At 65.8% G+C, this 26,325-nt stretch carries 23 protein-coding genes and 1 riboswitch; of the genes, 19 read left to right on the forward strand and 4 right to left on the reverse strand.

Annotated elements, in window-relative coordinates; all coding sequences use genetic code 11:
• Positions 1 to 151 precede the first annotated feature (151 nt).
• The 13 genes from COW1_RS14485 (at position 152) to COW1_RS14545 (ending at position 16,388) form a co-directional block, all read left to right on the forward strand.
• Positions 152 to 715, forward strand: coding sequence for a UPF0149 family protein (locus tag COW1_RS14485; protein ID WP_096367273.1), 564 nt, complete (start codon positions 152 to 154; stop codon positions 713 to 715).
• Between the two features lie 143 nt (positions 716 to 858).
• Entirely contained in the window at positions 859 to 2,166 is a 1,308-nt protein-coding gene (gene pepP, locus COW1_RS14490) for a Xaa-Pro aminopeptidase (RefSeq protein WP_201344579.1), read from the forward strand.
• Positions 2,159 to 3,391: a 2-octaprenyl-6-methoxyphenyl hydroxylase gene (ubiH, locus tag COW1_RS14495; protein ID WP_201344580.1), complete on the forward strand. Its 1,233-nt coding sequence runs from the start codon at positions 2,159 to 2,161 to the stop codon at positions 3,389 to 3,391. The genes pepP and ubiH overlap by 8 nt, the downstream gene beginning before the upstream one ends.
• Before the next feature lie 101 nt (positions 3,392 to 3,492).
• On the forward strand, positions 3,493 to 4,716 hold the full coding sequence (locus tag COW1_RS14500) for a UbiH/UbiF/VisC/COQ6 family ubiquinone biosynthesis hydroxylase (RefSeq protein ID WP_201344581.1): 1,224 nt from the start codon (positions 3,493 to 3,495) through the stop codon (positions 4,714 to 4,716).
• Between the two features lie 159 nt (positions 4,717 to 4,875).
• Complete coding sequence (locus COW1_RS14505) at positions 4,876 to 5,982, forward strand: hypothetical protein (protein ID WP_201344582.1); 1,107 nt, start codon at positions 4,876 to 4,878, stop codon at positions 5,980 to 5,982.
• 61 nt (positions 5,983 to 6,043) lie between these two features.
• A riboswitch (glycine riboswitch) is annotated at positions 6,044 to 6,141 on the forward strand.
• 186 nt (positions 6,142 to 6,327) lie between these two features.
• Positions 6,328 to 7,422 (forward strand): glycine cleavage system aminomethyltransferase GcvT, encoded by a 1,095-nt coding sequence (gene gcvT / locus COW1_RS14510; protein ID WP_096367268.1) that lies wholly within the window; start codon positions 6,328 to 6,330, stop codon positions 7,420 to 7,422.
• A gap of 207 nt (positions 7,423 to 7,629) precedes the next feature.
• The gene (gene gcvH, locus COW1_RS14515) at positions 7,630 to 8,025 is read left to right on the forward strand and encodes a glycine cleavage system protein GcvH (protein WP_201344583.1); all 396 of its coding nucleotides are present in this window, start codon (positions 7,630 to 7,632) and stop codon (positions 8,023 to 8,025) included.
• A gap of 119 nt (positions 8,026 to 8,144) precedes the next feature.
• The gene (gene gcvPA / locus COW1_RS14520) at positions 8,145 to 9,542 is read left to right on the forward strand and encodes an aminomethyl-transferring glycine dehydrogenase subunit GcvPA (RefSeq protein WP_201344584.1); all 1,398 of its coding nucleotides are present in this window, start codon (positions 8,145 to 8,147) and stop codon (positions 9,540 to 9,542) included.
• A 299-nt stretch (positions 9,543 to 9,841) separates the two neighbouring features.
• Complete coding sequence (gene tpx, locus COW1_RS14525; RefSeq protein ID WP_096367265.1) at positions 9,842 to 10,339, forward strand: thiol peroxidase; 498 nt, start codon at positions 9,842 to 9,844, stop codon at positions 10,337 to 10,339.
• Positions 10,340 to 10,547: 208 nt separating this feature from the next.
• Positions 10,548 to 11,996 carry an aminomethyl-transferring glycine dehydrogenase subunit GcvPB gene (gcvPB, locus tag COW1_RS14530; protein WP_201344585.1) on the forward strand — a complete coding sequence of 483 codons (1,449 nt, stop codon included), beginning with the start codon at positions 10,548 to 10,550 and terminating at the stop codon, positions 11,994 to 11,996.
• Between the two features lie 2 nt (positions 11,997 to 11,998).
• The gene (locus COW1_RS14535; RefSeq protein ID WP_370590870.1) at positions 11,999 to 12,364 is read left to right on the forward strand and encodes a diacylglycerol kinase; all 366 of its coding nucleotides are present in this window, start codon (positions 11,999 to 12,001) and stop codon (positions 12,362 to 12,364) included.
• Between the two features lie 317 nt (positions 12,365 to 12,681).
• A complete protein-coding gene (locus COW1_RS14540) occupies positions 12,682 to 13,620 on the forward strand; it encodes a carbohydrate kinase family protein (protein ID WP_201344586.1) in 939 nt (312 codons plus the stop codon).
• A 311-nt stretch (positions 13,621 to 13,931) separates the two neighbouring features.
• Positions 13,932 to 16,388 (forward strand): bifunctional diguanylate cyclase/phosphodiesterase, encoded by a 2,457-nt coding sequence (locus COW1_RS14545; RefSeq protein WP_201344587.1) that lies wholly within the window; start codon positions 13,932 to 13,934, stop codon positions 16,386 to 16,388.
• An 89-nt stretch (positions 16,389 to 16,477) separates the two neighbouring features.
• Here COW1_RS14545 and COW1_RS14550 read toward each other — a convergent pair whose 3' ends face one another.
• Genes COW1_RS14550 through COW1_RS14560 form a run of 3 tightly spaced genes read right to left on the reverse strand, consistent with a single transcriptional unit; the run spans position 16,478 to position 18,027 of the window.
• Positions 16,478 to 17,173 (reverse strand): hypothetical protein, encoded by a 696-nt coding sequence (locus COW1_RS14550; RefSeq protein WP_201344588.1) that lies wholly within the window; start codon positions 17,171 to 17,173, stop codon positions 16,478 to 16,480.
• Positions 17,174 to 17,175: 2 nt separating this feature from the next.
• Entirely contained in the window at positions 17,176 to 17,775 is a 600-nt protein-coding gene (locus COW1_RS14555; protein ID WP_201344589.1) for a TetR/AcrR family transcriptional regulator, read from the reverse strand.
• Between the two features lie 18 nt (positions 17,776 to 17,793).
• A complete protein-coding gene (locus COW1_RS14560) occupies positions 17,794 to 18,027 on the reverse strand; it encodes a sulfurtransferase TusA family protein (protein WP_096367258.1) in 234 nt (77 codons plus the stop codon).
• A 315-nt stretch (positions 18,028 to 18,342) separates the two neighbouring features.
• Between COW1_RS14560 and COW1_RS14565 the strand changes: the two genes are divergently transcribed.
• Positions 18,343 to 18,684 (forward strand): zinc ribbon domain-containing protein YjdM, encoded by a 342-nt coding sequence (locus tag COW1_RS14565; RefSeq protein ID WP_201346119.1) that lies wholly within the window; start codon positions 18,343 to 18,345, stop codon positions 18,682 to 18,684.
• On the opposite strand, the gene COW1_RS14570 is transcribed toward COW1_RS14565, so the two are convergent.
• A complete protein-coding gene (locus COW1_RS14570; protein WP_201344590.1) occupies positions 18,685 to 20,745 on the reverse strand; it encodes a thioredoxin domain-containing protein in 2,061 nt (686 codons plus the stop codon).
• Between the two features lie 83 nt (positions 20,746 to 20,828).
• Here COW1_RS14570 and COW1_RS14575 point away from each other — a divergent pair, with 83 nt between their 5' ends.
• The 5 genes from COW1_RS14575 to COW1_RS14595 all read left to right on the forward strand — a co-directional run bounded on the left by COW1_RS14575 (position 20,829) and on the right by COW1_RS14595 (position 26,323).
• Positions 20,829 to 21,557 (forward strand): glycosyltransferase family 2 protein, encoded by a 729-nt coding sequence (locus COW1_RS14575; protein ID WP_201344591.1) that lies wholly within the window; start codon positions 20,829 to 20,831, stop codon positions 21,555 to 21,557.
• On the forward strand, positions 21,554 to 22,219 hold the full coding sequence (locus tag COW1_RS14580) for a TVP38/TMEM64 family protein (RefSeq protein WP_201344592.1): 666 nt from the start codon (positions 21,554 to 21,556) through the stop codon (positions 22,217 to 22,219). The genes COW1_RS14575 and COW1_RS14580 overlap by 4 nt, the downstream gene beginning before the upstream one ends.
• Entirely contained in the window at positions 22,216 to 23,832 is a 1,617-nt protein-coding gene (locus COW1_RS14585) for a glycosyltransferase family 39 protein (RefSeq protein WP_201344593.1), read from the forward strand. Before COW1_RS14580 ends, COW1_RS14585 begins: the two co-directional genes overlap by 4 nt.
• Complete coding sequence (locus COW1_RS14590; protein WP_201344594.1) at positions 23,832 to 24,980, forward strand: MFS transporter; 1,149 nt, start codon at positions 23,832 to 23,834, stop codon at positions 24,978 to 24,980. Before COW1_RS14585 ends, COW1_RS14590 begins: the two co-directional genes overlap by 1 nt.
• Positions 24,981 to 25,111: 131 nt before the next feature.
• Entirely contained in the window at positions 25,112 to 26,323 is a 1,212-nt protein-coding gene (locus tag COW1_RS14595) for a class I SAM-dependent rRNA methyltransferase (RefSeq protein ID WP_201344595.1), read from the forward strand.
• The last annotated feature ends 2 nt before the right edge of the window (positions 26,324 to 26,325 follow it).

The following is a 26,325-nucleotide window of genomic DNA, read 5'->3' on the forward strand; positions in this document are numbered from 1 at the left end:
GTACGCTGTCCTTTTCCATGGCGTTCACTATAGATCGGTGGCTTGACAGGGTCAATTGTCCGTGTGTCAGCGGCCTGCATGGCGTTGCTCAGGATTGGGGCCGCAGATATGTCATAATGGCGGCGAATTCTGCCGAATCTTGATTCCCGCCATGACGACGACGACCGACAGCTATCAACGCCTGGAAGCCAGCCTGGCCCGGGCCCGCTCCGAGCTTGACGCCGCCGAGGCCCAGGGCCTGTTCTGCGGCCTGCTGTGCGCGTCCGGACGGGTCAATGAAACACAATGGCTGAGCGAGATCTTCGAGGAGGGCGTCGATACCGACAGCGCCGCGGTCGAGGCCTGCCGCAAGGAGCTCAACAGCCTGGCGGAGTCTCTGAGTACGGCGCTGTACTCGGGCGACATGGAACTGGAACTGATGCTGCCGGATGACGAGGCCCCGCTGGGCGACCGTACCGAGGCGCTGGGCAGTTGGTGCCACGGTTTCCTGTTCGGCCTGGGACTGGGCGGCGTCCGCCAGGATGAGATCCGTTCGCCCGAGGTGCGTGAGCTGTTGCAGGACATGGGTGAGATCGCCCGCCTGAACCTGGACGGGGAAGAGGGCAGCGAGGAGGACGAGGCCGCGCTGACCGAGATCGTGGAGTACCTGCGGGTCGGGGTGCTCTACATCGCCGAGATGCTGCAGCCCCTCCAGGCGCCGCCGCGGCTGCAGTAGGGCCCGTCATTGCGAGGAGCACAGCGACGTGGCAATCTCCAGCTGATTCAGTCTTCATTATGGGATTGCCGCGCTGCGTTTATGCCCTTCCGGACATTCGTCCATGACGGGAAAGTTGCGCGCAACCTGCCAGGGAACACGCCATGACCCCGAAGGAATTCGCCCGCCGCCGCCGCCAGCTGATGCGCATGATGGGGCCGGATTCGGTGGCCATACTGCCCACCGCGCCCGAATGCATCCGCAACCGGGACGTGGAATTTCCGTTCCGCCCCGACAGCGACTTCTACTATCTCACCGGGTTTCACGAACCTGAGGCAGTGCTGGTGCTGGCGCCGGGCCGTGAGCACGGCGAATTCATCCTGTTCTGTCGCGAGCGCGATCCGGTCAGGGAGACCTGGACCGGACGCCGCGCCGGCCCCGAGGGCGCCTGCAACGATTACGGCGCCGACGATGCCTTCCCCATCGGCGACATCGACGACATCCTGCCCGGGTTGATGGAAGGCCGCGAGCGGGTGTTCTACACCATGGGCCTGCGGGCCGACTTCGATCAGCGCATGCTGGGCTGGCTCAACCGCATCCGCGCCGCCAGCCGCGGCGGTGAGCGCACCCCGGACGAGCTCATCGCCCTGGAGCACCTGGTGCATGACATGCGCCTGTACAAGAGTGCCTCCGAGTTGCGCACCATGCGCAAGGCGGCCAGGATCGCGGCCGCCGCCCATGTGCGTGCCATGCAGGCCACCCGCCCCGGGCTGATGGAATACGCCGTCGAGGCCGAGTTCGCCCACGCCTTTCGCCGCGAGGGCTGCGAGCACGCCTATTCGCCCATCGTCGGCGGCGGCGCCAACGGCTGCATCCTGCACTACACCGAGAACAATGCCCGGCTCAACGAGGGTGAACTGCTGCTGATCGACGCCGGTGCCGAGCATGATTACTACGCCTCCGACATCACCCGCACCTTCCCGGTGGGCGGCCGTTTCAGCAAGCCTCAGCGCGCGCTCTACGAACTGGTGCTGGACGCCCAGCATGCGGCCATCGAGGAGGTGCGGCCCGGCAACCACTGGAACGATCCCCACGACGCGGCGGTGAAGGTGCTGACGAAAGGGCTGGTGCAGCTCGGCCTGCTCAAGGGCAATGTACGCAAGCTGGTGAAGGACGAGGCCTACAAGCGCTTCTACATGCACCGCACCGGTCACTGGCTGGGCATGGATGTGCACGATGTCGGCGACTACAAGGTCGGCGGCGAATGGCGGGTGCTGGAGAAGGGCATGGTGATGACCGTGGAGCCTGGGCTGTACATTCCCGCCGGCATGAAGGGCGTGGCGAAGAAGTGGTGGGACATCGGCATCCGCATCGAGGACGACGTGGCGGTCACGAAGGACGGCTACGAAATCCTCAGCACCGGCGCCCCCAAGGCGGTGGACGAGATCGAGGCCATTGTCGGCAGTGACTGAGCATTACGACATCCTGATCGTCGGCGGCGGACTGGTCGGGGCCAGCCTGGCCTGCGCTCTGGCGGGTGCCGGACTGCAGCCGCCGCTGCGCATCGGGATGATTGAGGCCGCCCCTTTCGGCAGCCGCAGTCAGGCCAGTTTCGATGACCGCGCCATCGCCCTGGCCGCCGGCTCGCGTCGGATCTTCGAAGGCATGGGATTGTGGGCCGACATCGCCCCGGCCGCCACGCCCATCGAGCATATTCATGTCTCCGACCGCGGCCGTTTCGGCTTCACCCGTCTGGATCGGCGCGAGGAGGGCGTCCCGGCGCTGGGCTATGTGGCCCTCAGTCGTGAACTGGGGCAGGTGCTGGCTGCGCGGGTGCGGCAGCTTGACTCGCTTGAACTGATAACACCGGCCGAAGTCACCGCCATCGACAACACGGACACAGCGGCGCGCGTGCGCCTGCGACATGAGGGCGCGGCGGTCGAGGTCACGGCCGACCTGGTGGTGGCCGCCGATGGCGCCCGCTCGAGGGTACGGGAGACGTTGGGCATCGTCGCCACCGAATGGGATTACCGCCAGACCGCGATCATTACCAATATCCGTACCGCCCGGCCCCATCAGCAGGTGGCCTACGAGCGCTTCACCGACCAGGGCCCGATTGCGCTGCTGCCCATGTCGGAGGGGCGCTGCTCGGTGGTCTGGACCCTGCCGTCGGCGCAGGTCGATGAGATCATGGCGCTCGACGATGCCGGCTTCCTGGCCCGGCTGCAGGCGCGTTTCGGCTATCGGGTGGGGCACTTCGAGCGGGTCGGCCGGCGCGACGCCTATCCGCTGCGTCTGGTGCGGGCGCAGGAATCGATTCGCCCGCGCCTGGCGCTGATCGGCAATGCCGCCCACACCCTGCATCCCATCGCCGGCCAGGGTTTCAATCTGGGTCTGCGCGATGTGGCCGCGCTGGCCGAGGTGATCTGTGATGCCCGCCGTGCGGGACGGGACATCGGCGCGGCGGCAGTGCTGCAACGCTACGCCGACTGGCGCCGGGCCGATCACCGCCGGGTGATCGCCTTCACCGACGGTCTGACCCGGCTGTTCACCCAGCCACTGGCGCCGGTGGCGCTGCTGCGCGATGCCGGCATGCTGGCCATGGATCTGTGTCCGCCGGCCAAGCGGCTGTTCGGTCGCCTGACCATGGGCCGCAGCGGCCGGCTGCCGCGGCTGGCGCGGGGGGTGGAATTGTGAAGGCCTTGATGGGTTTCGGCGCGAAGCGCCTTCACCCATCCTACAGGGCATGCGTAGGATGGGTGGAGCGCAGCGCAACCCATCGTTCAGGCAGGTGACAGATGCAGACAAGCGAACGCTCCCATGACGTTATCATCGCCGGCGGCGGCGTGGTCGGAGGCAGCCTCGCCTGCGCCCTGGCCGATGCCGGCCTGCGGGTCGCGCTGATCGATACCCGCGAGCCGGTGACCGACTGGCCGGCCGACAGCATCGACCAGCGGGTCTATGCCGTCACCTGCGCCTCCCAGACCCTGTTCGAACGGCTGGGGGTGTGGGAGGGCATTCGTCAGCGCGGCGTGAGCCCCTATCAGGCAATGGAGGTCTGGGATGCCGCCGGCCCCGGTCGCATCCACTTCGACGCTGCGGAACTGGGTGAGCCCTGGCTGGGCCATATTGTCGAGCAGCGTGTCATCCAGGCCGCCCTGCTCGACGGCCAGCGGGCGCGGTCGGGGCTGGAACGCATCTGTCCGGCGGTGCTGGCCGATTTCCACGTTGACCCTGCCGGGGTGTCGGTGCGGCTGGAAGACGGCCGCGAACTCACCGCCGCCCTGCTGGTCGGTGCCGACGGCGCCGGTTCCCGGGTGCGGGAGTTGGCCGGTATCGGGATCGAGACGCATGATTATGAGCAGACCGCCGTGGTCGCGGTGGTGACCACCGATCGCCCGCATGCCGGGACCGCCTGGCAGCGCTTCCTGCCGACTGGGCCGCTGGCCTTCCTGCCGTTGCGCGACGGGCGCTGCTCCATCGTCTGGTCCACCACGCCGGAAGAGGCCGAGCGTCTGCTCGCCCTGCCGGAGGATGAATTCTGTATCGAGTTGGGGCGGGCCTTTGACTACGAACTGGGCGCGATCACGCGCGTGAACGCACGGGGCGGCTTCCCGCTGCGCCGTCTGCATGCCGTGGATTATGTGCAGCAGCGTCTGGCCCTGGTCGGCGATGCCGCCCATGTCATTCATCCGCTGGCCGGGCAGGGCGTGAACCTGGGACTGCTGGATGTGGCCGCGCTGGCCGAGGTGGTGGCGGACACTGCAGCGGCCGGCCGCGATATCGGTGCCCATGCCAACCTGCGCCGCTACGAGCGCTGGCGCCGCGGCGAGAATGCCCTGATGCAGTCGGCCATGGACGGCTTCAAGTGGCTGTTCGCCAGCCCGCTCACCCCGGTGCGCCTGCTGCGCAACCTGGGCCTGGGCACGGTGGACCGCCTGACTCCGGTCAAGTCCCTGCTGGCCCGGCATGCCATGGGTCGAGCCGGCGATCTGCCGCGGCTGGTGCGGCCGGACAGCTGATCGTAGGATGGGTGAAGCGCAGCGCAACCCATCATCCCGGTTGCGATGGGTTGCGCTTTGCTCCACCCATCCTACACATGATGTGTGACCGGTGATCTTGTGCGCATCGTCTACACTTGCCGCATGCGATTGCTCTGGTCCCTGCTGTTGACTGTCCTGATGGCGACATCGGCCGGCGCCGAGCCGCGCCCGCACCCCCGCCTGCAGCAGCTGGGCCCGAACCAGGCGCTGGACCTGGGCCGCTATGAATGCCCCAACGGCGAGGATCGCGACACCAGCAACTGCGCCACCATTACCGACTACAGCGGCCTGGTCTATCACCCGGCCCGGCATCAGCTGCTGCTGTTCGGCGGCGGCCATGCCGCCACCTACCGCGACGACGTCGAGGTCCTCGACCTGGCCAGCCTGGAATGGCGCTCGGCCTATGCGCCGACCCCCTGCGAGGAGCGCCGGCTGGACAATGTGGATGTCGAGGCCGGGCGCTGGATCAGCAGCAACCACCCCATCGCCCGCCACAGTTACGACCTGCTGACCATCGCCGGCGAGGCGGCCGAACTGTTCCTGTTCGCCAAGGTCCAGGGGCGGGGGCGCGGCTGCCACCGGCTCCCGGAGGGGCAGCCCTACGTCATCGCCGAGGGTCGGGTGGCGGCCTACGACCCGGACCGCCGCCGCTGGCGCTATACCCAGGTCCCGTCCCTGGGCTATCCCTTCGCCGCCGAGACCGACCCGGTCAGCGGCCGGGTGCTGCTGGTGGACCGGCGCAGCCTGCGCAGCTTCGACCCGGCCAGCGGCCGCATGACCACGCACCTGGAATTCAGCCATCCCGACATGCACTGGGCCCGCAGTCTGGTCTATTTCCCGCCGCTGGATCGCTTCTACTATATGGTTCAGGGCGGGCGCGCGAAGGGCAGGCAGGTGCTCGAGGGCGTCTACGAGATCACTCTGAATCGTACCGACTGGTCGGAAAGCCGGATACGCCGGCTGGCGCTCGAATCCCCCGGCGAGACTGCTCACGCCTGGGCCTACGATCCGGTGCATGAACTGATCGGCGGCGGGGTGCGAGAGGGGCATTTCTTTGCCTTCGATCCACGCCGCGGCGAGTGGCATGTTGCTGAAATAAAAACAGATTCAGGGGTCCCTGTGGGCACGGTGAGCGACTACGCCCTGGCCTTCGATCCGGTCAGCGGGGTCTATCTGTGGCGCAGCGACCGGCGCTCGGGACGCCGTACCTGGGCCTATCGCTGGGGAAATACCCTGACTGATTGAGGTTTTAAGGGGGCGGACTTGGATTCTCGCAGGCAGCCGGGTATAGTCAATCCATCAACTGATTACCGCTGCGGGAGAGAGCCCCTCCTGATCCACCACGGGGCCGCCGAAGGCGCAACTCGCCCGGAAACGCTCAGGCAGAAGGACCGTCGCGGTACGTTGACTCTGGAGAGCGGTCTGCCCCGACTATCGGACTGGCAGGCCCACCGAAGGGGCGGGGCGTCCGGCAGGCGCCTACACTCTCAGGTTGGAAAGCCCGGCTTTCCGTGGACAGAGGGGCGACGGTTTCCATTAACCCGTCGCGCCTGCATTATCGCCGCGGCCAAGCAGTCGAGAGTCAACACCATGGGCAGACATACCCCGTTGTACGACCTGCACGTCCGCCAGGGCGGCAAGCTGGTCGATTTCGCCGGCTGGGACATGCCGATCAACTACGGCTCCCAGGTCGATGAACACCACCAGGTCCGCAGGGACGTCGGCATGTTCGACGTCTCGCACATGACGGTGGTGGACCTGCACGGCGACAACACCCGCGCCTTCCTGCGCAAGCTGCTCGCCAACAATATCGATCGTCTCCAGGCGCCCGGCAAGGCGCTGTACAGCTGCATGCTCAACGAGCAGGGCGGCGTCATCGACGACCTCATCACCTATTATGTCCGCGAGGACTGTTTCCGCATGGTGGTCAACGCCGCCACGCGGGACAAGGATCTGGACTGGATCCGCCGCCAGGCCGAGCCCTTCGGCGTCGAGGTGCAGGAACGCGACGACCTGGCCATGATCGCCGTCCAGGGGCCGAACGCACGGGAACACGTGCTGAACCTGTTGCCGGCCACCCTGCGCGACGGTGCGGCCGAACTCAAGCCCTTCTTCGCCGCGTTGAACGGCATGCAGGAATCCGGCTGGTTCGTGGCCCGCACCGGCTACACCGGCGAGGACGGCTTCGAGATCGTCCTGCCCGAGGCCGATGCCCCGCGCCTGTGGCAGGCCCTGTTCGACAATGGCGTCAGCCCCATCGGGCTGGGCGCGCGCGACACCCTGCGCCTGGAGGCCGGCATGAACCTCTACGGTTCCGACATGACCGAGGAGACCACGCCGCTGGAGTCCGGCCTGAGTTGGACCCTGGCCTGGGAGCCCGCCGAGCGTGACTTCATCGGCCGCGCGGCGCTCGAGGCCCAACGCGAGGCCGGGGTGGCAAGCAAGCTGGTCGGCCTGGTGCTCGAGGGCAAGGGCGTGATCCGCAATCACCAGAAGGTGATCACCGAGGCCGGCGAGGGCGAGGTGACCAGCGGCAGCTTCTCGCCCACGATCGGCGGCTCGATTGCGCTGGCACGCATCCCGGCCGCGGCCGGTGACAAGGTCGAGATCGAGATCCGCGGCAAGCGCATCCCGGCGCGCGTGGTCAAACCGCCCTTCGTCCGCCATGGCGAGGTCAGGGTCTGACTGAAGATCAGGAGCGTCACGGAGATCAAGAGATCAAGACACCAAGAGCGCCACGGAATACACGGAAAGCACGGAAAATATGAATGTAACACCGTTAGTATCATCGCCTGGGCGCTACGCGCCCGGCGATGACAGAAAACATTCAGTGTTTTCCGTGTATTCCGTGGCGCTCTTTAAATTACACCTCACAACGAAGAGGACAGATAGATGAGCGAAGTACCCGGCGAACTCAAATACACCAAAAGCCATGAATGGGTGCGCATCGAGGCCGACGGCAGCGTCGTGGTCGGCATCACCGATCACGCCCAGGACCAGCTCGGTGACATGGTCTATATCGAGGTGCCCGAGGCGGGAACCAGTTTCGCCGCGGGCGATGCCTGCGCCGTGGTGGAATCGGTGAAGGCGGCCTCCGATGTCTATGCGCCCATCGCCGGCGAGGTGACCGAGGGCAACGACGCCCTGGCCGACAGCCCGGAACTGGTCAATCAGGACCCCTTCGGGGACGGCTGGCTGATGAAGCTCAATCCGAACGACAGCAGCGAGCTTGATGCCCTGATGGACGCCGAGGCCTATCAGTCCTATCTGGAGTCCGAGGAGCACTGATTCATGCCCAGAGTAGGATGGGTGGAGCGAAGCGCAACCCATCATTGCCTGGCCGCGATGGGTTACGGCGCTGCGCGCCTTCACCCATCCTACATTTGAGAATCTGCAGCTGATTGACTATGCCCTTTATCCCGCACACTGAAGACGATATCCGCGCCATGCTCGAGGCCATCGGGGCCGAGAGCATTGAGGCCCTGTTCGACGAGATCCCGCAGGATCTGCGCATCAAGCACCTGGACGGAGTGCCCGAGACCCTGGGCGAGCCCGAACTGGCCCGGCTGATGCTGGAGCGCGCCGAACAGGACGGCCGGCCGCTGAACTTCATCGGCGCCGGCGCCTACGAGCACCACATCCCGGCGGCGGTGTGGGAGATCACCACCCGTGGCGAGTTCTACAGCGCCTATACGCCCTACCAGGCCGAGGCCAGCCAGGGCACGCTGCAGGTGATTTACGAATACCAGACCATGATGACGCGGCTGATGGCCATGGACGCCTCCAACGCCTCGCTCTACGACGGCGCCTCGGCGCTGGCCGAGGCGGTGCTGATGGCGGTGCGGGCCAATCGCAAGTCGAAGTCGCGCAAGGTACTGATGCCGGTGGCCGTGCATCCGACCTATCGCGCCACCACCCGCACCATTGTCGACAATCAGGACATCGATCTGGTCGAGGTCCCCTACGATCCGGCCGGCGGCCATACCCCGGTCGAGGCACTGAAGCAGTACGAGGGCGAGGACATCACCGCCCTGGTGATCGCTCAGCCCAACTTCTTCGGCATCCTCGAGGACGTGGACGACCTGACCGACTGGGCCCACGCCAACGGCGCACTGGTCATCGCCGTGGCCAATCCCATGGCCGCGGCCCTGCTCACCCCGCCGGGGCGCTGGGGCGAGAAGGGCGCCGACATCGCCTGCGGCGAGGGCCAGCCGCTGGGCGTGCCGCTGTCCTCCGGCGGGCCCTACTACGGTTACATGTGCTGCCGCAAGGAACACGTGCGCCAGATGCCCGGGCGCATCGTCGGCCGCACCGTCGACCGCGACGGCCGCACCGGCTACACCCTGACCCTGCAGGCACGCGAGCAGCATATCCGCCGCTCCAAGGCGACCTCCAACATCTGCACCAATCAGGGCCTGCTGGTGACCGCCTCGACCATCTTCATGGCCATCGTCGGCGGCGCCGGGCTGCAGCGCATTGCCGCGGCCAGCCATGCCAACACCCGTGCGCTGGTGCAGCGGTTCCAGGACAATCCGGCCATCGGTCCGGTGTTCAACCGCCCTTATTTCCACGAGTGCGCGCTCAAGGTGGGGGCGTCGCTGGACGCCGTCCTGCCGGCGCTGGCCGGGGACAATCTGATCGCCGGCTATGACCTGGCGCAGGACTATCCCGAGCTGGAGGACTGTCTGCTGGTCTGCGCGACCGAGACCAAGACCGGGCAGGACCTGGATCATTATGCGGAGCAGATGAGCCGGGCCATCAGTGACGCCACGGCCGGCCGCACGGCGAAGCCGAAGATGGCCTGAACAGGCGCAGGATGAGGAGGTCCAGAACAACACGATAGCCACGGAAAACACGGAAAGCACGGACAATTTCAAGTAGGTTGGGTTAGGCGCGAAGCGCCGTAACCCAACAAGACCCCGTACCCAGGTCAGCCGCAGCGAACTTGAAAATGTCCGTGGAATTCGTCGGCTTGCGCCCTGAGGGCCAACCCGGCCTGCGTCTTCATTATTTCTGTCCGTGCTTTCCGTGCTTTCCGTGTTTTCCGTGGCTATAGATTCCGGAATCGGGATGTCATCAACACACAGGCACCAGGAGGTGGACCATGGCACAAATCACGCTGGAAGGTAATCCGATCAACACCATCGGCGAACTGCCGGCCGTCGGCAGCCAGCTGCCTGACTTCAAGCTGGTGGACAAGGATCTCAATGACGTGAGTCTGGCCAGCTTCAAGGGCAAGAAGAAGCTGATCAACATCGTGCCCAGCCTGGACACGGGCGTATGCGCCGCCTCCACGCGCAAGTTCGACCAGCTGGCCGGCGGCCGCGATGACGTGGTGGTGCTGACCGTCTCCGCCGACCTGCCCTTTGCCCTGGGTCGCTTCTGCAGCGCCGAGAACATCGACAAGGTGCAGGCCCTGTCGATGATGCGCGACCGCAATTTCGGCAAGGACTACGGTGTGCTGATCACCGACGGCCCGCTGGCCGGCATCAACTCCCGTGCCGTGGTGGTGGCCGATGAGAACGACCGGGTGGTCCACGCCGAGCAGGTGCCCGAGATCACCCAGGAGCCGGATTACGACAAGGCCATCGCGGCGTTGTGAGTTTTTAAGATCAAGAGCGCCACGGAATACACGGAAAACACGGAATAATATGATGTAAAAGCGCCGCAAAGCGTGTGGTTTGCAGAATATGTCGTTGCCGGGCGCGTAGCGCCACGGCAATGATAAAAACTTTTCCGTGCTTTCCGTGTATTCCGTGTATTCCGTGTATTCCGTGGCGCTCTTATACAACCAGTGAGACATCTGAATCATGCTGATTTTTGAACATTCCCGACCCGGCCGCGAGGCCCCCGGCCATTCGCCGCGCGAACTGGCGGATGTCAGCGACATCCCCGCCGGCCTGCGGCGCGAGGACGTGCCCGGGCTGCCCGAGGTGTCCGAGCTGCAGGCGGTGCGTCATTACACGCGGCTGTCGCAGAAGAACTTCTCCATCGACACCCAGTTCTATCCGCTGGGCTCCTGCACCATGAAGTACAATCCGCGGGCCTGCAACACCTACGCCATGCTGCCCGGCTTCCTGGGCCGGCATCCGCTGGCGCCGGCCGCGACCGGCCAGGGCTTCATGGCCTGCATGTACGAGTTGCAGGAGATGCTCAAGGACATCACCGGCATGAAGGCGGTCTCGCTGACACCGGCCGCCGGCGCCCAGGGCGAGTTCACCGGTGTCGCCATGATCCGCGCCTATCACGATGCGCGCGGCGACAGCGAGCGCAGCGAGATCATCGTCCCGGACGCCGCCCATGGCACCAACCCGGCCACCGCCACCATGTGTGGCTACAAGGTGCGTGAAATCCCGACCATGAAGGACGGGGACGTGGATCTGGAGGCGCTGAAGCAGGCGGTGGGGCCGCAGACGGCGGGCATCATGCTCACCAACCCCTCGACGCTCGGCGTATTCGAGCGCCGGATCCAGGAGATCGCCCGTATCGTGCACGAGGCCGGCGGCCTGCTCTACTACGACGGTGCCAACCTCAACGCCATTCTGGGCAAGGTGCGCCCCGGCGTGATGGGTTTCGACGTCATCCACATGAACCTGCACAAGACCTTCTCCACCCCGCACGGCGGCGGCGGCCCGGGCGCCGGACCGGTGGGCGTGTCCGAGCGCCTGGAGCCGTTCCTGCCGGTACCGATGGTGGGCCGCGACGGCGACCGCTATCACTGGATCACCGAAAAGGAGAAGCCGCAGAGCATCGGCCGGCTGTCGGCCTTCATGGGCAATGCCGGCGTGCTGCTGCGTGCCTACATCTATGCGCGGCTGCTGGGCCGCGAGGGCATGCACCGCGTCGCCGACTTCGCCACGCTCAATGCCAACTACCTGATGGTGAAGCTGCGCGAGGCCGGCTTCGACCTGGCCTTCCCCGGTCGCCGCGCCACCCACGAGTTCATCGTCACCCTCAAGCGCCAGAAGAAGGAACTGGACGTGACCGCCATGGACTTCGCCAAGCGGCTGCTGGATTACGGCTATCACGCCCCGACCACCTACTTCCCGCTGCTGGTGCCGGAGTGCCTGCTGATCGAGCCGACCGAGACCGAGGCGCGCGAGGAACTGGACGGCTTCGTCGAGGCCATGGTGAAGATCCAGGAAGAGGCCGAGACCAATGCCGAGGTGCTCAAGGAGGCCCCGCACACCCAGCCGGTGCGGCGTCTGGATGACGTGCGCGCCGCGCGCGAACTGGATCTGGCCTGGGCGGAGAACTGAATGTGGGCAAGCCGGATGGCAATACCGGTTTCACCCGCCTGATCAACGCCACCCGTTTCTCCTGGCGCGGCTGGCGCGCGGCGCTGCGCCACGAGGCCGCCTTCCGCCAGGAGATGGCCGCCACCCTGGTGTTCGTTCCCCTGGCCCTGTGGCTGGGAGAGTCCGGGGTGGAAAAGGCCCTGATGATCGCCAGCTGGATGCTGGTGCCCATCGTCGAACTGCTCAACTCGGCCATGGAAACGGCCGTGGACCGGATCAGCGACGAGCACCACCCCCTGGCCGGGCGCGCCAAGGACATGGGCTCGGCGGCGGTGCTGACCAGTCTGCTGACCGCCGGTGCGGTCTGGGGGTTGATTCTGTTTTTTTGAGATGGCCACGGAAAGCACGGAAAGCACGGAAAGCACGGACAAAGGCATAACCATTCAACAGGTGGAACCCGGCAGAATACATGGCTTCGGTATTACACCGTCATTCCCGCGTAGGCGGGAATCCATAAACCGCCGCGGCAACTGGATCCCCGCCTACGCGGGGATGACGGTGTCTCTGGTTCTGCAGGCGGCTTGTTGGGTTACGGCGCTGCGCGCCTGACCCAACCTGCTTTGAATTGTCCGTGCTTTCCGTGTATTCCGTGGCTATTACTCTGGTTCTTATCGAATTCATTTAAAGCTGTAACGGAGGTATCCGAATGTCTGCTCTGATTTGTGGTTCCATGGCCTATGACACCATCATGGTGTTCCACGACAAGTTCAAGAACCACATCCTGCCCGACAAGGTCCACATCCTGAACGTGGCCTTCCATGTGCCGGACATGCGCCGCGAGTTCGGCGGCTGCGCCGGCAACATCGCCTACAACCTCAAGCTGCTGGGCGGCGAGGGCAAGCCCATGGGCACGGTGGGCGCGGACTTCGGCCCCTATGCCGAGTGGATGGACCGGCACGGCATCGCGCGCGACTACATCAAACAGATCAACGAGACCTACACCGCGCAGGCCTTCATCACCACCGACATGGACGACAACCAGATCATCGCCTTTCACCCCGGTGCGATGGACCTGGCGCATCAGAACCGGGTCCAGAACGCCAGCGGCGTGACCCTGGGCATGGTCTCGCCCGACGGCCGTGACGGCATGCTCGAGCACGCCACCCAGTTCGCCGAGGCCGGCATTCCCTTCATCTTCGACCCGGGCCAGGGCCTGCCCCTGTTCGGTGGCGACGATCTCAAGGACTTCATCGACAAGGCCAGCTATGTCTGCGTCAACGACTATGAGGGCGAACTGATCCAGGAACGCACCGGCTGGTCGCCGCACGAGATCGCCGAGCGGGTCGAGGCCCTGATCATCACCCGCGGCGCCAAGGGCTCGGAGATCTATCTCAAGAACAAGCGCATCGACATTCCGGCCGCCAAGCCGCACGAAATCAATGATCCGACCGGCTGCGGCGATGCCTTCCGCGCCGGCCTGCTCTACGGCCTGATGAATGATATGGATTGGGAGACCACCGGTCGCATCGCCGCCATGATGGGGGCGATCAAGATCGAGAAGCACGGCACTCAGAACCACGGCTTCAGCCGCGCCGAGTTTGAGGAGCGCTACAAGGAAAGCTTCGGCCACGGACTGGCCTGGTAAGTCGTCAAGCAACCAACGTCATCCCCGCCTGCGCGGGGATGACGTTGTTCAACCGTGGCCGCATATCCCGGTGCCCGAGGGACATGCAGTGAAAAGGCTTGACGTCGCGGAGCAGGCACGCCCTTCCTCTCGCCTCTCGCCTCTCGCCTCTCGCCTCTCGCCTCTCGCCGATCCCCCTCAAGTTATAATTGTTTCAAACCGTTAACATCGATATTGATGCCCGCTCCCATCCCCGCTAATATCCATTAAATTAATATGGTTATAATGGCCGGAGGCAATGGCAAGATAACTTCAGGTCTCTGAAAATAAAGATGAATACGCGTCTGGAAGAGGTGCTCCAGCCGTCCTGGCTGGGCTATCTGGCAGAGCCTTCCGCGGGCTGGCGCGGCTGGGTGGTCCCGCTCGGTCTGAGCCTGCTGCTGGTGTTGATCAGCCAGACCAACTTCGTCCTGTTCCATACCCTGGCCGAACTGTTCGCCATCATGGTGGCTGTCATCCTGTCGGTGGTGGCGTGGCACACCTACAGTTTTTCCCGCAACCACTACCTGATGTATCTGGGGGTGGGGTATTTCTGGGTGGCCATCCTGGACCTGCTGCATACATTGAGCTTTCCGGGTGTGAGTGTGATCCCCGCGCCCGATGCCGGGATGACGATCGAGTTCTGGATCGTGACCCGCTATTTCGAAGCCCTGCTGCTGCTGAGCGGCCCGCTGTTCTTCACCCGCAGGATCCAGCCGGTGTCGCTGCTGCTGCTGTTCGGCCTGATCGCCTGGCTGCTGGCGAGCTGGGTCTTCTCCGGCGTCATTCCAGATGCCTATGTCGAGGGCGAGGGGCTGACCCGGTTCAAGATCCTCAGCGAATATGCGGTGATTCTGCTGCTGATGGCCTCGGCCTTCCTGTTGACCTGGTACCGCAACCACATGGACCGGGACATCTACGTTCTGATGATCGGCGCCATCCTGCTCACCGTGGCCGCGGAACTGACCTTCACCCTGTACCACAGTGTCTACAGCACTCCGCTTCTGATCGGGCACATTCTCAAGCTGCTGTCCTTCTGGCTGATCTACTACGCCGTCATCCGCACCACCCTGACCACGCCCTACCGGGTGCTGGCGCGCGGGTCCAGCACCTATGACGCAATTCCCGACCCGACCCTGCTGGTGGATGCCGACGGTATCATTCGCCAGGTGAACCGGGCGGCGGCCACCCGGGCGGGCCGGGAACCGGAGGCGGTGGTCGGGCGGCACTGCCATGACCTGTTCCACTCCGCGCAGTATTCCCAGGGCGAGTGCGTCATCTGCCAGCATGTCCACAGCAGTCAGTCGCTGGCCGGCTATGAGCAGTACCTGAGCGAGACGGGCGAGTGGCGCGAGTACTCGCTGGCACCGTTCGGCCTCGTCGACGGTTTCAGGGGCATGGTACATGTCGCCACTGATATCACCGCCCGCAAACGTGCCGAGGAACAGCTGATCCGTCAGGCGAACTATGATCAGCTGACACACCTGCCCAACCGGGCGCTGGCCATGGACCGGCTGCAGGTCGGACTGAGTCGGGCGGCGCCCAACCATACCCAGGTCGCGGCCATGTTCATCGACCTCGACAACTTCAAGAACATCAATGATTCGCTCGGCCACCGGGTGGGCGACGAGCTGCTGGTGGAGGCGGCGGGGCGTTTCCAGGCGACGCTGGAGCCGGGCGAGACCCTGGCGCGCTGGGGCGGGGATGAATTCCTGATCCTGCTGCCCGAACTTCAGGGGCTGGAACGCGCCGAAGCCGTGGCCGAACAGATCCTGCAGGCGATGTCCCGGCCCGTACAGATCGAACAGCGTGAACTGATCGTCTCCGCCAGTATCGGCATTGCGGTCTACCCGGATGACGGCCAGGACCCGGACGTGCTGCTCAGCGACGCCGATACCGCCATGTACCGGGCCAAGGCGGCCGGCAGAAACACCTATCGCTTCTTCACCCCGGAGATGAATCGTGATGCTGCCCTGCGCCTGGAGCTGGAAAGCGAGCTGCGCCATGCGGTCGAGAAGGGGGAACTGTATATGGTCTATCAGCCCCAGATCGAGTTCGGATCCCGCCGGGTGGTCGGCTGCGAGGCGCTGATGCGTTGGAACAATCGCCGTTTCGGCGAGGTGCCGCCGGACCGCTTCATCCCGCTGGCCGAGGAAAGCGGTCTCATCAATCCCATCGGTGAATGGATGCTCAATCGGGTGCTGTCAGACATGTCGGCCCTGAACCGGACTCTGGGGCGGCATCTGGCCGTCTCCATCAACATCTCCTCGCGCCAACTGCGGGAGCCGAGCTTCCTGGAACGCTTCCGCCATTACCTGGAGCAGTACGCGCTGGCACCGGGCGATCTGCTCATCGAGATCACCGAAAGCCTGCTGGTCGAGGACGACGAGGCCACCATGGGCTGTCTGGATGCCCTGGTCCGTATGGGCATGCGTCTGTCCATGGATGACTTCGGCACCGGCTATTCCTCGTTGAGCTATCTCAAACGCTTCCCCTTCAGCGAAATCAAGATTGACCGGGACTTCGTGCGCGATATCACCACCGATCCCGGCGATGCAGCCCTGTGTCTGGCCATTATCGCCATGGCGAAGGGGCTGGGTATGCAGGTGGTGGGCGAGGGCGTGGAGACCGAAGCACAGTGTGAATTCCTGCGCGACAACGATGCCGATATCGGTCAGGGATACCTGTTCAGCCGGCCGCTGCGGCTGGAAGACCTGTGTGAATATCTTGGCGTCAAGCGTGAGGCGTGAGGCGTGTAGAGAATGTAGGTCGGGTCAGCCTGCAAGGCGTAACCCGACATCCCGCGGCAGCTTGTCGGGTTACGTTGCGCTAACCCGACCTACAGTTTCTCCTCCCACACCTGCCCGTCCATCTCCAGCCGGTATCGGGTCGGGGTGATCATGAACCGCCCCTGCAGGGTCTCGATATCCTGTTCCAGCATCCAGGCATCGGCGCGTTCCAGCAGGCGCTGCAGTGCCAGGGCGATGGCCGGACGCTGTGCGTACTCCAGGCCCAGGCGCCGCCAGGCCTGTTCCGCGCACTCCCGTCCCTGTTCGCCGAGCTCGAAGAATCGATCGATGAGACGTTCGCGTAATCCGGCTGTGCCGACCGCCTCCCCGAGTTGGCGCATGCGTCCGGCCGCCGTGCCGGCCTCCGGCAGCTGCCGCGCCAGGTCCGGCGGCAGAAAGGTCTCCAGCGCCTCGCCGTTGACCCGTCCCTGCAGGATATCCTCATCCACCATCTGGGCATAATCCGGGCGGATGTCCGTGCCGGTGCGTTCGCGCAGCTGAGCCAGGGCCATGGCCTCGTCGCGGTGGCCGCTCAGGGTGAAGCCGCACAGATGATGGTCGACGATGTCATGAATCAGCACCGAGGTGGGGATGTTGCCGCCGGTATAGGCGGTGCTGGCGATGACGAATGCATCGTCGATGGCGATGTCCAGCTTCCAGCCGCGCGCACCGAAGCCGTCCTGCCATTCGCGGCGGTAGGTCACCGGTACATCGGCCGGACCGGTTGTCTCTGCAGGTTGTGTCATTGTCATGATTCCGTACTGTATCCAACGGCGTTCAGAAACAGCCCGATCAGCTGTTCGATCAGATCATCAAGGGCAATGTCACGATAGCGCGGGGCGTCGAGGATGCATTTGGCGTAAAGGGCCTCGCGCACCATGCCCTGGAACATCAGGCTGGCGGTGCGGCCATCCACCCGACCGACCTGATTCCCGGGGGCCAGTTCGGCCAGGCTGATTTCGATGAAGTCGGTGAAGCTCTTCCAGCGGGACTCGAAAAACCGCTGGGCCACCGCCGCGTCCTCAAGCATGCCGTGCAGTTCCATGCGCAGGTAGTCCGGGTCGCGTGCCACACTGGCGGCGAACACCCGGGTCATGCGCAGCAGTACGCTGGCGAAATCCTCCGGCCCGCAAAGGGCTGCCTCCACGTAGCTTTCGCGCCGGCCGGCGATCTCGTCCAGCGCGGCCCCGTACAACGCCTCCTTGGAGTCGAAGTGGCGATAGAGCACGGCGGGGCTGACGCCCAACCGGCGTGCGATCTCATCCACCGACACCCCGTGAAAGCCCCGGTCGGCAAACAGCACCTTTGCCACCGCCAGGATCGAGGCCCGGCGTTCCGGGGCTTTCATGCGCCGGGTCATGTCGGGTCATGAAGTCTTGCGGATGAGGAATTCATATTCCCCGTTGCCCTCCCGGCTCGCGACCAGTTCGTGGCCGGTCTGCTGACAGAAGGCATCGAAATCCTTCACCGAGCCCGGGTCGGTGGCCACCACCTTGAGTACCTGACCGACGTTCATCGGGGTAATCGCCTTTTTCGCCCGCACAATGGGGAGGGGGCAGTTCAGGCCGCGTGCATCCAGTTCCTGGTCAAAGTCGCTCATGATTTGCCTCCATATATTTCAGTGAGTTGGAAATATATGCATGCACATCCCTGCATATAAGTGAGCGTTTACTAACTTAGGTGAAGTAAGGCATGCCGTCAAGTCACCACGGTATGGGGATGTACTGGTGCCGGGTTTGGGCTGTGCCCGGAGTGGAGAGATGGCGGGGTCTGCCTGGTCGCCGTGAACCCACCCTGTCAGGTTCTGTCCCGTGGCGGCAAACGGCTCGGAGTCCCGGGGTTTGAGGAATCGAGGGGATCGGCGATGGCGTATACTTTCCGCTCCGTTCGACAGGATGAAGTGAAAACCATGAGTATAAGTGAGTTACCCAGATGTCCGCAGTGCGGGTCGCAGTACACGTACATGGATGGCAGTCTGTACATCTGCCCCGAGTGCGCGCACGAATGGTCAATTGATGGCGAGGCAGAGACTGCTGATATGGGGCAGGTGGTCAAGGATGCCAATGGCAATGTCCTGCAGGACGGCGACAGCGTGGTTGTGATCAAGGACCTGAGGATCAAGGGTTCGTCCTCGGTGGTGAAGGTCGGCACCAAGGTAAAGAATATCCGGCTGGTCGAGGGCGATCACAATATCGATTGCAGGATCGACGGCATTGGCGCCATGCAACTGAAATCGGAATTTGTGAAGAAGGCCTGATCAGGCCAGTGCCTCGCGGAGTTCTTCCCGCCTGCTGATCGGCGGCGAGCACCGGGTGCCCGTACAGATATAGGCGATTGTTCCTTCCCGCGGTATTTTCTCGGCAAGTGCATCGGGCAGATCCGCGGCGTCATTCGGGATCGCCAGACACAGGCGCCTGGGGGCGCAGGCGGCGGCGCAATCCATCTGCCAGTCCTGGACGGCCTCGGTCTCGCCGCGCAGTATGACGGCCTCGCCGGGGTCGAGGAATTCCTCCAGGGCGTCGATCAGGCGGGTGCAGGCGAAGGCGTTCTGCTCCATCGGCAGCCACAGGGCGCGCAGGGTGGCCTCGGCGGCGTCCAGGTAGCGCGGCTCCGCCAGCAGGTGACCCAGGCGGACAAGCACGTGCGCCGCTACGCCGTTGCCGGCGGGCTGGGAGTCGTCATGCACCGGTTTGGGCCGCTGGATCAGGGCCTCGTGGTCGTCGGCGGTGAAGTAGAAGCCGCCGTCGTCGGCCTGGAAATGCCTGAGCACAACCTCGGTGAGTTCCAGGGCGAACTGCATGTCAGCGCTGTTCCAGCGCACCTGCAGCAGTTCCAGGATGGCGTCGATCAGGTAGACGTGATCGTCCAGGTAGGCATTCAGATGCGCGCGTCCGTCCTTGCAGGTGGCCAGCAGCCGGCCGTCCTGCCACAGGGTGTTGCGGATGAACTCCAACGCCTGTTCGGCTGAGTCGGCATAGTCGGGCCGCTGCAGCTGGCGGGCGGCGATGGCCATGCCGCGGATCATGAGAGCGTTCCAGGCGGTGAGGATCTTGTCGTCGCGGCCGGGGCGCACCCGCTGCTCGCGCAGGGTGAAGAGTTTGTCCCGGGCACTGTCCAGCCGGCGTTCGACCTCGGCGGTATCGATGTTCAGATCGGCGGCAATGGTATCGATGCGCGCGAATACATGCGGATACCACCGGCCCTCGAAATTGGCCGCGCGCTCCAGGCCGTAGCGCGGGGCGAAGGCGGCGTATTCCTCCGCGCTCAGCGCGGCCTGCGCTTCGTCCGGCGTCCAGACATAGAACCTGCCTTCCTCGCCTTCGGAGTCGGCATCCAGGCTGGAGTAGTAGCCGCCTTCCGGAGATTGCATCTCGCGCATCACCCATGCGGCCGTGCTGTGTGCCGTGCGGGCGAACAGCGGCTCGCCGGTGGCGGCATGCAGCTGGCTGTACAGCGCCAGCAGTGGGCCGTTGTCATAGAGCATCTTCTCGAAGTGCGGGATCATCCAGTCGTCGTCGGTGGAATAGCGGCAGAAGCCGCCGCCGATCTGGTCGTTGATCCCGCCCAGGGCCATGCGCTCGAGGGTGTGGGTGAGCATCTCCAGGGCGCGTGTGTCGGGGTTGCCCTGCCGGCGGCTGCGATCCCAGTGGCGCAGCAGCCGTTCCAGGCTGCCGGGGTGTGGAAACTTGGGTGCCTGGCCGAAGCCGCCGCGGGCCGCATCGTATTGCTCTTCCAGCTGGCGGCGCGCCACGTCCAGCGGCAGCAGGCTCAACTCGGCGGACTCGACCCGCTGCGGCGCGGCGATGGCCTGCATGGCGCGCATCAGGTCCTGGTTCTGGGTGGCGATGGCGTCCTTGCGTTCGCGGTAGAAGTCCGCGACCCGCTGCAGCAGTTCGGTGAAGCCGGGCAGGCCGAAGCGCGGCTGTTTGGGAAAGTAGGTGCCGCCGAAAAAGGGAATGCATTCCTCCGGGGTGAGGAACATGGTCAGCGGCCAGCCCCCGTTGCGCTGGGTGAGCAGGCTGTGGGCGACCTGGTAGATTTTGTCCAGGTCCGGGCGTTCCTCGCGGTCGACCTTGATGTTGACGAACAGTTCGTTCATCACCTGTGCGACCCCGGGATCCTCGAAGCTTTCGTGGGCCATGACATGGCACCAGTGGCAGGCCGAGTAGCCGATGGAAAGCAGGATGGGCTTGTCCTGGTTGCGGGCCAGTGCCAGGGCCTCCTCTCCCCAGGGATGCCAGTCCACCGGATTGTCGGCATGCTGCAGCAGGTAGGGGCTGGTCTCGCCGGCCAGGTGATTGGTCTTGACGTCAGTCATGCGGCCTCCGGACCTAACCTATATAATCTGGTGCCGACTATACCGGCCGGTTCCGGCCGAACTCAATTACACCGAGACGGCACATGGATTTATCGGTCGTGGTACCGGTCTTCAACGAAGCGGACAATATCCGGCCCCTGCTGGAGGAGATCCGCGCTGCGCTGGAAGGCCGCTTCGACTACGAGGTGATCTATGTGGACGACGGCAGCCGCGATGCCACCCTCACGCAGTTGCGCGACTGCCGGTATGAGTTTCCGCGCCTGCGCATCCTGTCTCATGCCGCCAGCTGTGGCCAGAGCGCGGCCATCCGCAGCGGGGTGCGGGCGGCGCACGCGCCCTGGATCGCCACCCTGGACGGCGACGGCCAGAACGATCCCGCCGATATCCCCCCGCTGTGGGCGCGGTTGCGTGCCGATCAGGGCAGTCCGCCCCTGTGGCTGATCGCCGGCTGGCGGCGACAGCGCCGCGACAGCGCGGCCAAACGCCTGGCCTCGCGCGTGGCCAACGGGGTGCGCCGCCGGCTGCTGGGCGACGACACGCCGGATACCGGCTGTGGACTGAAGCTGTTCCGCCGCGACGTCTTCCTCGAGTTGCCAGACTTCGATCACATGCACCGTTTTCTGCCTGCGCTGGTGCAGCGCGCCGGCGGTCGGGTGGTGTCGGTGACGGTGAATCACCGGCCGCGGGCGCGCGGGCAGAGCAAGTACGGGGTATTCGATCGGCTCTGGGTCGGCATCGTGGACCTGTGCGGGGTGGCCTGGCTGCAGCGTCGGGCGCAGCGGCCCCTGGTCTCGGAGGTGGACGCGGAGTGAACCGCCGTCTGCTGCTGCGGGGGCTGATGCTCATGGCCGGCTTCGTGCTGGCCGGGCTGGTGATGAGCCGCTACCTCAATACCGCCTGGATCGATACCCATGTGCGCGGCCAGGCCTGGGGCGGGCTGGCCTATGTCGCGGTCGGCGCCCTGTTCATCGGTGCCGGCCTGTCGCGCCAGTTCGTTTCCTTTCTCGGCGGCTATGCCTTCGGTTTCATGCCCGGGGCGGTGTACGCCCTGCTGGCCTCGGCGCTGGGTTGCATGCTGGCCTTCGGCTTCGGCCGTCTGGCCGGCCGGCGGCTGCTGCGGCCGCGGCTGGCCGGACGCATCCGCCGGGTGGACCGCTTCATCCATGACAACCCCTTCTCCATGACCCTGCTGATCCGGCTGCTGCCGGTGGGCTGGAACCTGATGGTCAACCTCGCCGCCGGAGTCTCCAGCGTGCGGCCGGCGCCCTTCTTTCTCGGTTCGGCCATCGGCTACATCCCGCAGACGGTCGTGTTTGCCCTGCTCGGCAGCGGCATGACCCTGCAGCCGGTGCTGCGCACGACGCTGTCGATCGTACTGTTCATCATCTCCGGCGCCCTCGGCATCTATCTCTATCGGCGCTACCGTCGCGGCCGCACCCTGGACGAATCCCTGGACCGGGAACTGGGGGCATGAGTTCTGTCCGTCTGCCGGTGCCGGATGCGGCCGTCCTGCCGGCCCTGGTGGCCGCGCTCATGGCGGTGGTGCTGTGGCTGCGGCCCCTGCTGCCGGTGGACGAGACCCGATATGTGGCGGTGGCCTGGGAGATGTGGCTGCGCGGCGATTTCCTGGTGCCCCATCTCAACGGCCAGGCCTACCATCACAAGCCGCCGCTGCTGTTCTGGCTGATCCAGGCCGGCTGGGCGGTCTTCGGCGTCAACGACTGGTGGCCGCGTCTGGTCGCGCCCCTGCTCTCGCTTTTCAATCTTGTGTTAGTCGTTATGCTGGCACGGCGGCTGTGGCCGCAGTTGGCGCTGGTGAGACAGCTTGCGCCCTGGCTGCTGCTCGGACTGCCGCTGTGGACGGCCTTTCTCACCCTGGTGCAGTTCGATCTGCTGCTGGTGGCCTGCACCCTGGCCGGGATGCTCGGGCTGTTGTCCGCGGCGGACGGCGCACGGCGCGGCTGGTGGTGGCTGGGGCTGGCGATCGGACTCGGCGTACTCAGCAAGGGACCGGTGATTCTGCTGCACCTGCTGCCGACGGCGCTGTTGGCCCCCCTGTGGACAGATGTCCGTCACGGCTGGCGGCGCTGGTATGCCGGCCTGCTCGGTGCCGTGGCGGTGGGCGCGGCGATCGCGCTGGCCTGGGCGGTGCCTGCGGGGATTGCCGGCGGCGCTGCCTATCGCGATGCCATCTTCTGGGGACAGACCGCGGGCCGGGTGGTGGATTCCTTCGCCCATCGCCAGCCCTGGTGGTGGTATCTGCCCTGGCTGCCTGTGCTCCTGCTGCCCTGGCTGTTGTGGGGGCGGCTCTGGCGCGGCCTGCGCTGCGGCGACTGGCGCGGGGAGCGGCAGCTGCGCTTCCTGCTCGCCTGGCTGCTGCCGGTGTTGCTCGCCTTCAGCCTGGTCAGCGGCAAGCAGGTCAAGTATCTGCTGCCGCTGGTCCCGGCCGCCGTGCTGCTGCTGGCGCGGCTGGCCGCTGCCGCTCCCGGGTTGCCGCGGCGGCCGGGACTGGCGGCGGCCTGGCTGATGCTCGGCGGCGGGCTGCTGGCCCTGGCGCCCATGCTGGTCCGTCCCGAGGCGGCGTTCTGGGTGCGGGATCTGCCGCTATGGCCGGGACTGGTCCTGGTGGGGGCCGGCCTGCTGACCCTGGCCGTGCCGCCGGTGTCGGTCCCGGCCCAGGCACGGCTGACCGCTGTGGCCACGGTACTGGTGGTGATGGCCGGCCATCTGACCGTTCTGCCGGCCGCGGCCCCTGCCTATGACCTGTGGCCGGCCGCCCGGCGTATCGCCGAACTGCAGCAGGCCGGTGCGCCGGTGGCGCATGCGGGCAGATATCATGGCCAGTTCCAGTTTCCGGGCCGGCTGCAGCGGCCGCTGACCGAGCTCGAGCGGACGGCGGTGACTGACTGGGTGCGCGCCCATCCCCGGGGCTATGTGATTCTCTACCAGGCCGACTGGCCGGGACTGGGCCCGGGTGCGGTCGCGCTCTGGCCCTATCGCAGCGATGCCGCCGACCTGGCGCTGTGGCGTGCAGCAGACCTGGCCGGCGCCCTCGAAGGGTCCGGCCGGGACACAGGGGCGCGCTGATGCAGCTGGGCCTGATCGTACTTGCCCTGTACCTGCTGATGCTGCCGGTCACCGGCATGGTGCCTGTACTGCGCGAACTGACGGTGGGCCGCTACCCGGACCTCGGTGAGTTCGCCCAGCACCTGTTCATGTCGGCCAACATGCTCGGCGCGCTGCTGTGCGTGCCGCTGGCCGGGCTGCTGTCCGACCTGTGGCAGCGGCGCCGGCCGATCATCGCCGGCGCCTTCGCCCTGAACGCCCTGTCGCTGTTCATGCTGCTGCAGGACTGGAGTTATCCCGTCTATCTGGCCTGGCGCTTCGTCGAGGGCTGTGCCCATATCACCGCATTGAGCCTGCTGATGACCCTGGCCGCGGACCATGCCCGCCGCCGCGGCAGCGGCGCGGTGATGGGACTGGTGGGGGCGGCCATCAGTCTGGGCGTGGCCAGCGGCGCCCCCCTGGGCGGCTGGCTCGGCAACACGGGGGCGGAACGGGTACTGCAGTGGGGGACGGGGCTGATGCTGCTGCTCACGCCGCTGTCCGCACTGGCGCTGCGCGACCTGCCCGTCGGGCGCAGCCACGGCGGACTGGGCCAGCTGCTGCGGGCATTGCCGGCCAACCGGCCGCTGCTGCTGCCCTATGCCTTCGCCTTCGTCGACCGGCTGACCGTGGGCTTCATCGTCTCCACCCTGTCGCTGTACCTCAGCCAGGTGATCGGCCTGGATGCGGGCCGCATCGGGCTGACCATGGCCCTGTTCCTGATCCCCTTCGCGTTGCTGACCTTCCCCGCCGGACTGTTGTCGAAGCGCTGGAACCCGCTGTTGATGATGCTGCTCGGGAGCGCGGCCTACGGCCTGACCCTGGCGGCGGTGGGGCTGGTGCCGGGCGCATCCATTCCCGGGCTGATGTTCGCCGGCGGCGTGACCGCCGCGCTCATGTACGCCCCCTCGCTGGTGCTGGTGGCCGAGTTGTCGCGGCCCGAGCACAAGGCCTTGGCCATGAGCGGGTTCAATTTCGCCGGCTCGCTCGGCTTTGTGCTGGGCCCGCTCACCGGCGGCAGTCTGGTGAGCCTGTTCGGCAGCTATACCCCGGCCTTCGTGATCGTCGGCGGGCTGGAGGTGCTGTGCGCGCTGGTCTTCCTGCCGCTGGCGCTGCGTCGCCGGCCGTAGGATGGATGAAGGCGCTTGCGCCGTAACCCATCGAACACCGCGCGCGATGGGTTGCGCTGCGCTTCACCCATCCTACCCCGGCCCTGTCCGACTTCGGTACAATGGCGGGCCTGACCGAGAAGGCCCGCCCCATGTCCCTTGCCGAAACTGCATCTGTGCTTGCCCCCCTGCGCCTGAAAAAACGCGAGGAGCGCCGGCTGCGCGCCGGCCACCTGTGGATCTACAGCAACGAGGTGGACACCCGGGCTACGCCCCTGACCGGCTTCGCGCCCGGTCAGCCGGTGCGCATCGAGGCCCACAACGGCCGACCGCTGGGCAGCGGCTATGTCAATCCGCATTCGCTCATCTGCGCCCGGCTGATCAGCCGTGATCCGGACCAGGTGCTGGACAAGTCGCTGCTGGTGCACCGGCTCAAGGTTGCCCTGTCCCTGCGCCAGCGCCTGTTCGATCAGCCCTGCTACCGGCTGTGCTACGGCGAGGCCGACGGCCTGCCGGGGCTGGTCGTCGACCGCTATGGTGATGTGCTGGCGGTGCAGCTGACCACCGCCGGCATGGAGGCCATGAAAGCGGCCGTGATCGTCGCGCTGGAACAGGTGCTGCAGCCGCGTGGCATCCTGCTGCGCAACGACGTCGAGGTGCGCCGGCTGGAAGGGCTGGAGACCTATGTCGAGACGCTGGGTGAGGTGCCGGAGCCGGTCGCGCTGAGCGAGAACGGGGCCCGGTTCGAGGTGTCGCTGCAGACAGGGCAGAAGACCGGCTGGTTTTTTGATCAGGCCGACAACCGGGTTCGGCTGCGCCGCTATGCGCGGGACGCGCGGGTACTGGATGTCTTCAGCTATGTCGGCGCCTGGGGCGTGCAGGCCGCACTGGCCGGGGCCGCGGCCGTGACCTGCGTCGACAGTTCGGGCGAGGCGTTGGCGCGGGCCGGGCACAATGCCGGGCTGAACGGCGTCGGCGACAAGATGCAAACCTGCCAGGGCGATGCCTTCGAGGTGCTCAAGGCCCTGCGCGAGGCCGATGAGCGCTTCGACCTGGTGATCCTGGATCCGCCGGCCTTCATCAAGCGGCGCAAGGACATCGAGGCCGGCACCGAGGCCTACCAGCGGCTGAACCAGCTGGCCATCCGGCTGCTGGGCCGGGACGGTTTCCTGATCACCGCCTCCTGCTCGCACCACATGCAGCCGGAGGCCTTCCGCCGGACGGTGCACCGGGCGGCGCGCCATGTGGACCGGCGGCTGCAGATCCTGGAATGGGGGCAGCAGGCGGCGGATCATCCGCGCCATCCCGCCATCGTCGAGACCGACTACCTCAAGGCGATGTACTGTCGCGTGGTGCAGGACTGAGC

The sequence above is a fragment of the Thiohalobacter sp. COW1 genome (assembly GCF_016629505.1).
GTDB lineage: Bacteria > Pseudomonadota > Gammaproteobacteria > Thiohalobacterales > Thiohalobacteraceae > Thiohalobacter > Thiohalobacter thiocyanaticus_A.

Bases quoted from the DNA above. Each gene is read 5' to 3' on its own strand.
- COW1_RS14550 (WP_201344588.1), bottom strand. From the start codon at position 17,173: ATGACACAACCTGCAGAGACAACCGGTCCGGCCGATGTACCGGTGACC.
- gcvPB (WP_201344585.1), top strand. From the start codon at position 10,548: ATGCTGATTTTTGAACATTCCCGACCCGGCCGCGAGGCCCCCGGCCAT.
- gcvPA (WP_201344584.1), top strand. From the start codon at position 8,145: ATGCCCTTTATCCCGCACACTGAAGACGATATCCGCGCCATGCTCGAG.
- gcvT (WP_096367268.1), top strand. From the start codon at position 6,328: ATGGGCAGACATACCCCGTTGTACGACCTGCACGTCCGCCAGGGCGGC.
- COW1_RS14595 (WP_201344595.1), top strand. From the start codon at position 25,112: ATGTCCCTTGCCGAAACTGCATCTGTGCTTGCCCCCCTGCGCCTGAAA.
- COW1_RS14590 (WP_201344594.1), top strand. From the start codon at position 23,832: ATGCAGCTGGGCCTGATCGTACTTGCCCTGTACCTGCTGATGCTGCCG.
- gcvH (WP_201344583.1), top strand. From the start codon at position 7,630: ATGAGCGAAGTACCCGGCGAACTCAAATACACCAAAAGCCATGAATGG.
- COW1_RS14485 (WP_096367273.1), top strand. From the start codon at position 152: ATGACGACGACGACCGACAGCTATCAACGCCTGGAAGCCAGCCTGGCC.
- COW1_RS14500 (WP_201344581.1), top strand. From the start codon at position 3,493: ATGCAGACAAGCGAACGCTCCCATGACGTTATCATCGCCGGCGGCGGC.
- COW1_RS14560 (WP_096367258.1), bottom strand. From the start codon at position 18,027: ATGAGCGACTTTGACCAGGAACTGGATGCACGCGGCCTGAACTGCCCC.
- COW1_RS14575 (WP_201344591.1), top strand. From the start codon at position 20,829: ATGGATTTATCGGTCGTGGTACCGGTCTTCAACGAAGCGGACAATATC.
- COW1_RS14555 (WP_201344589.1), bottom strand. From the start codon at position 17,775: ATGAAAGCCCCGGAACGCCGGGCCTCGATCCTGGCGGTGGCAAAGGTG.
- COW1_RS14545 (WP_201344587.1), top strand. From the start codon at position 13,932: ATGAATACGCGTCTGGAAGAGGTGCTCCAGCCGTCCTGGCTGGGCTAT.
- pepP (WP_201344579.1), top strand. From the start codon at position 859: ATGACCCCGAAGGAATTCGCCCGCCGCCGCCGCCAGCTGATGCGCATG.
- COW1_RS14540 (WP_201344586.1), top strand. From the start codon at position 12,682: ATGTCTGCTCTGATTTGTGGTTCCATGGCCTATGACACCATCATGGTG.
- COW1_RS14585 (WP_201344593.1), top strand. From the start codon at position 22,216: ATGAGTTCTGTCCGTCTGCCGGTGCCGGATGCGGCCGTCCTGCCGGCC.
- tpx (WP_096367265.1), top strand. From the start codon at position 9,842: ATGGCACAAATCACGCTGGAAGGTAATCCGATCAACACCATCGGCGAA.
- COW1_RS14570 (WP_201344590.1), bottom strand. From the start codon at position 20,745: ATGACTGACGTCAAGACCAATCACCTGGCCGGCGAGACCAGCCCCTAC.
- COW1_RS14505 (WP_201344582.1), top strand. From the start codon at position 4,876: ATGGCGACATCGGCCGGCGCCGAGCCGCGCCCGCACCCCCGCCTGCAG.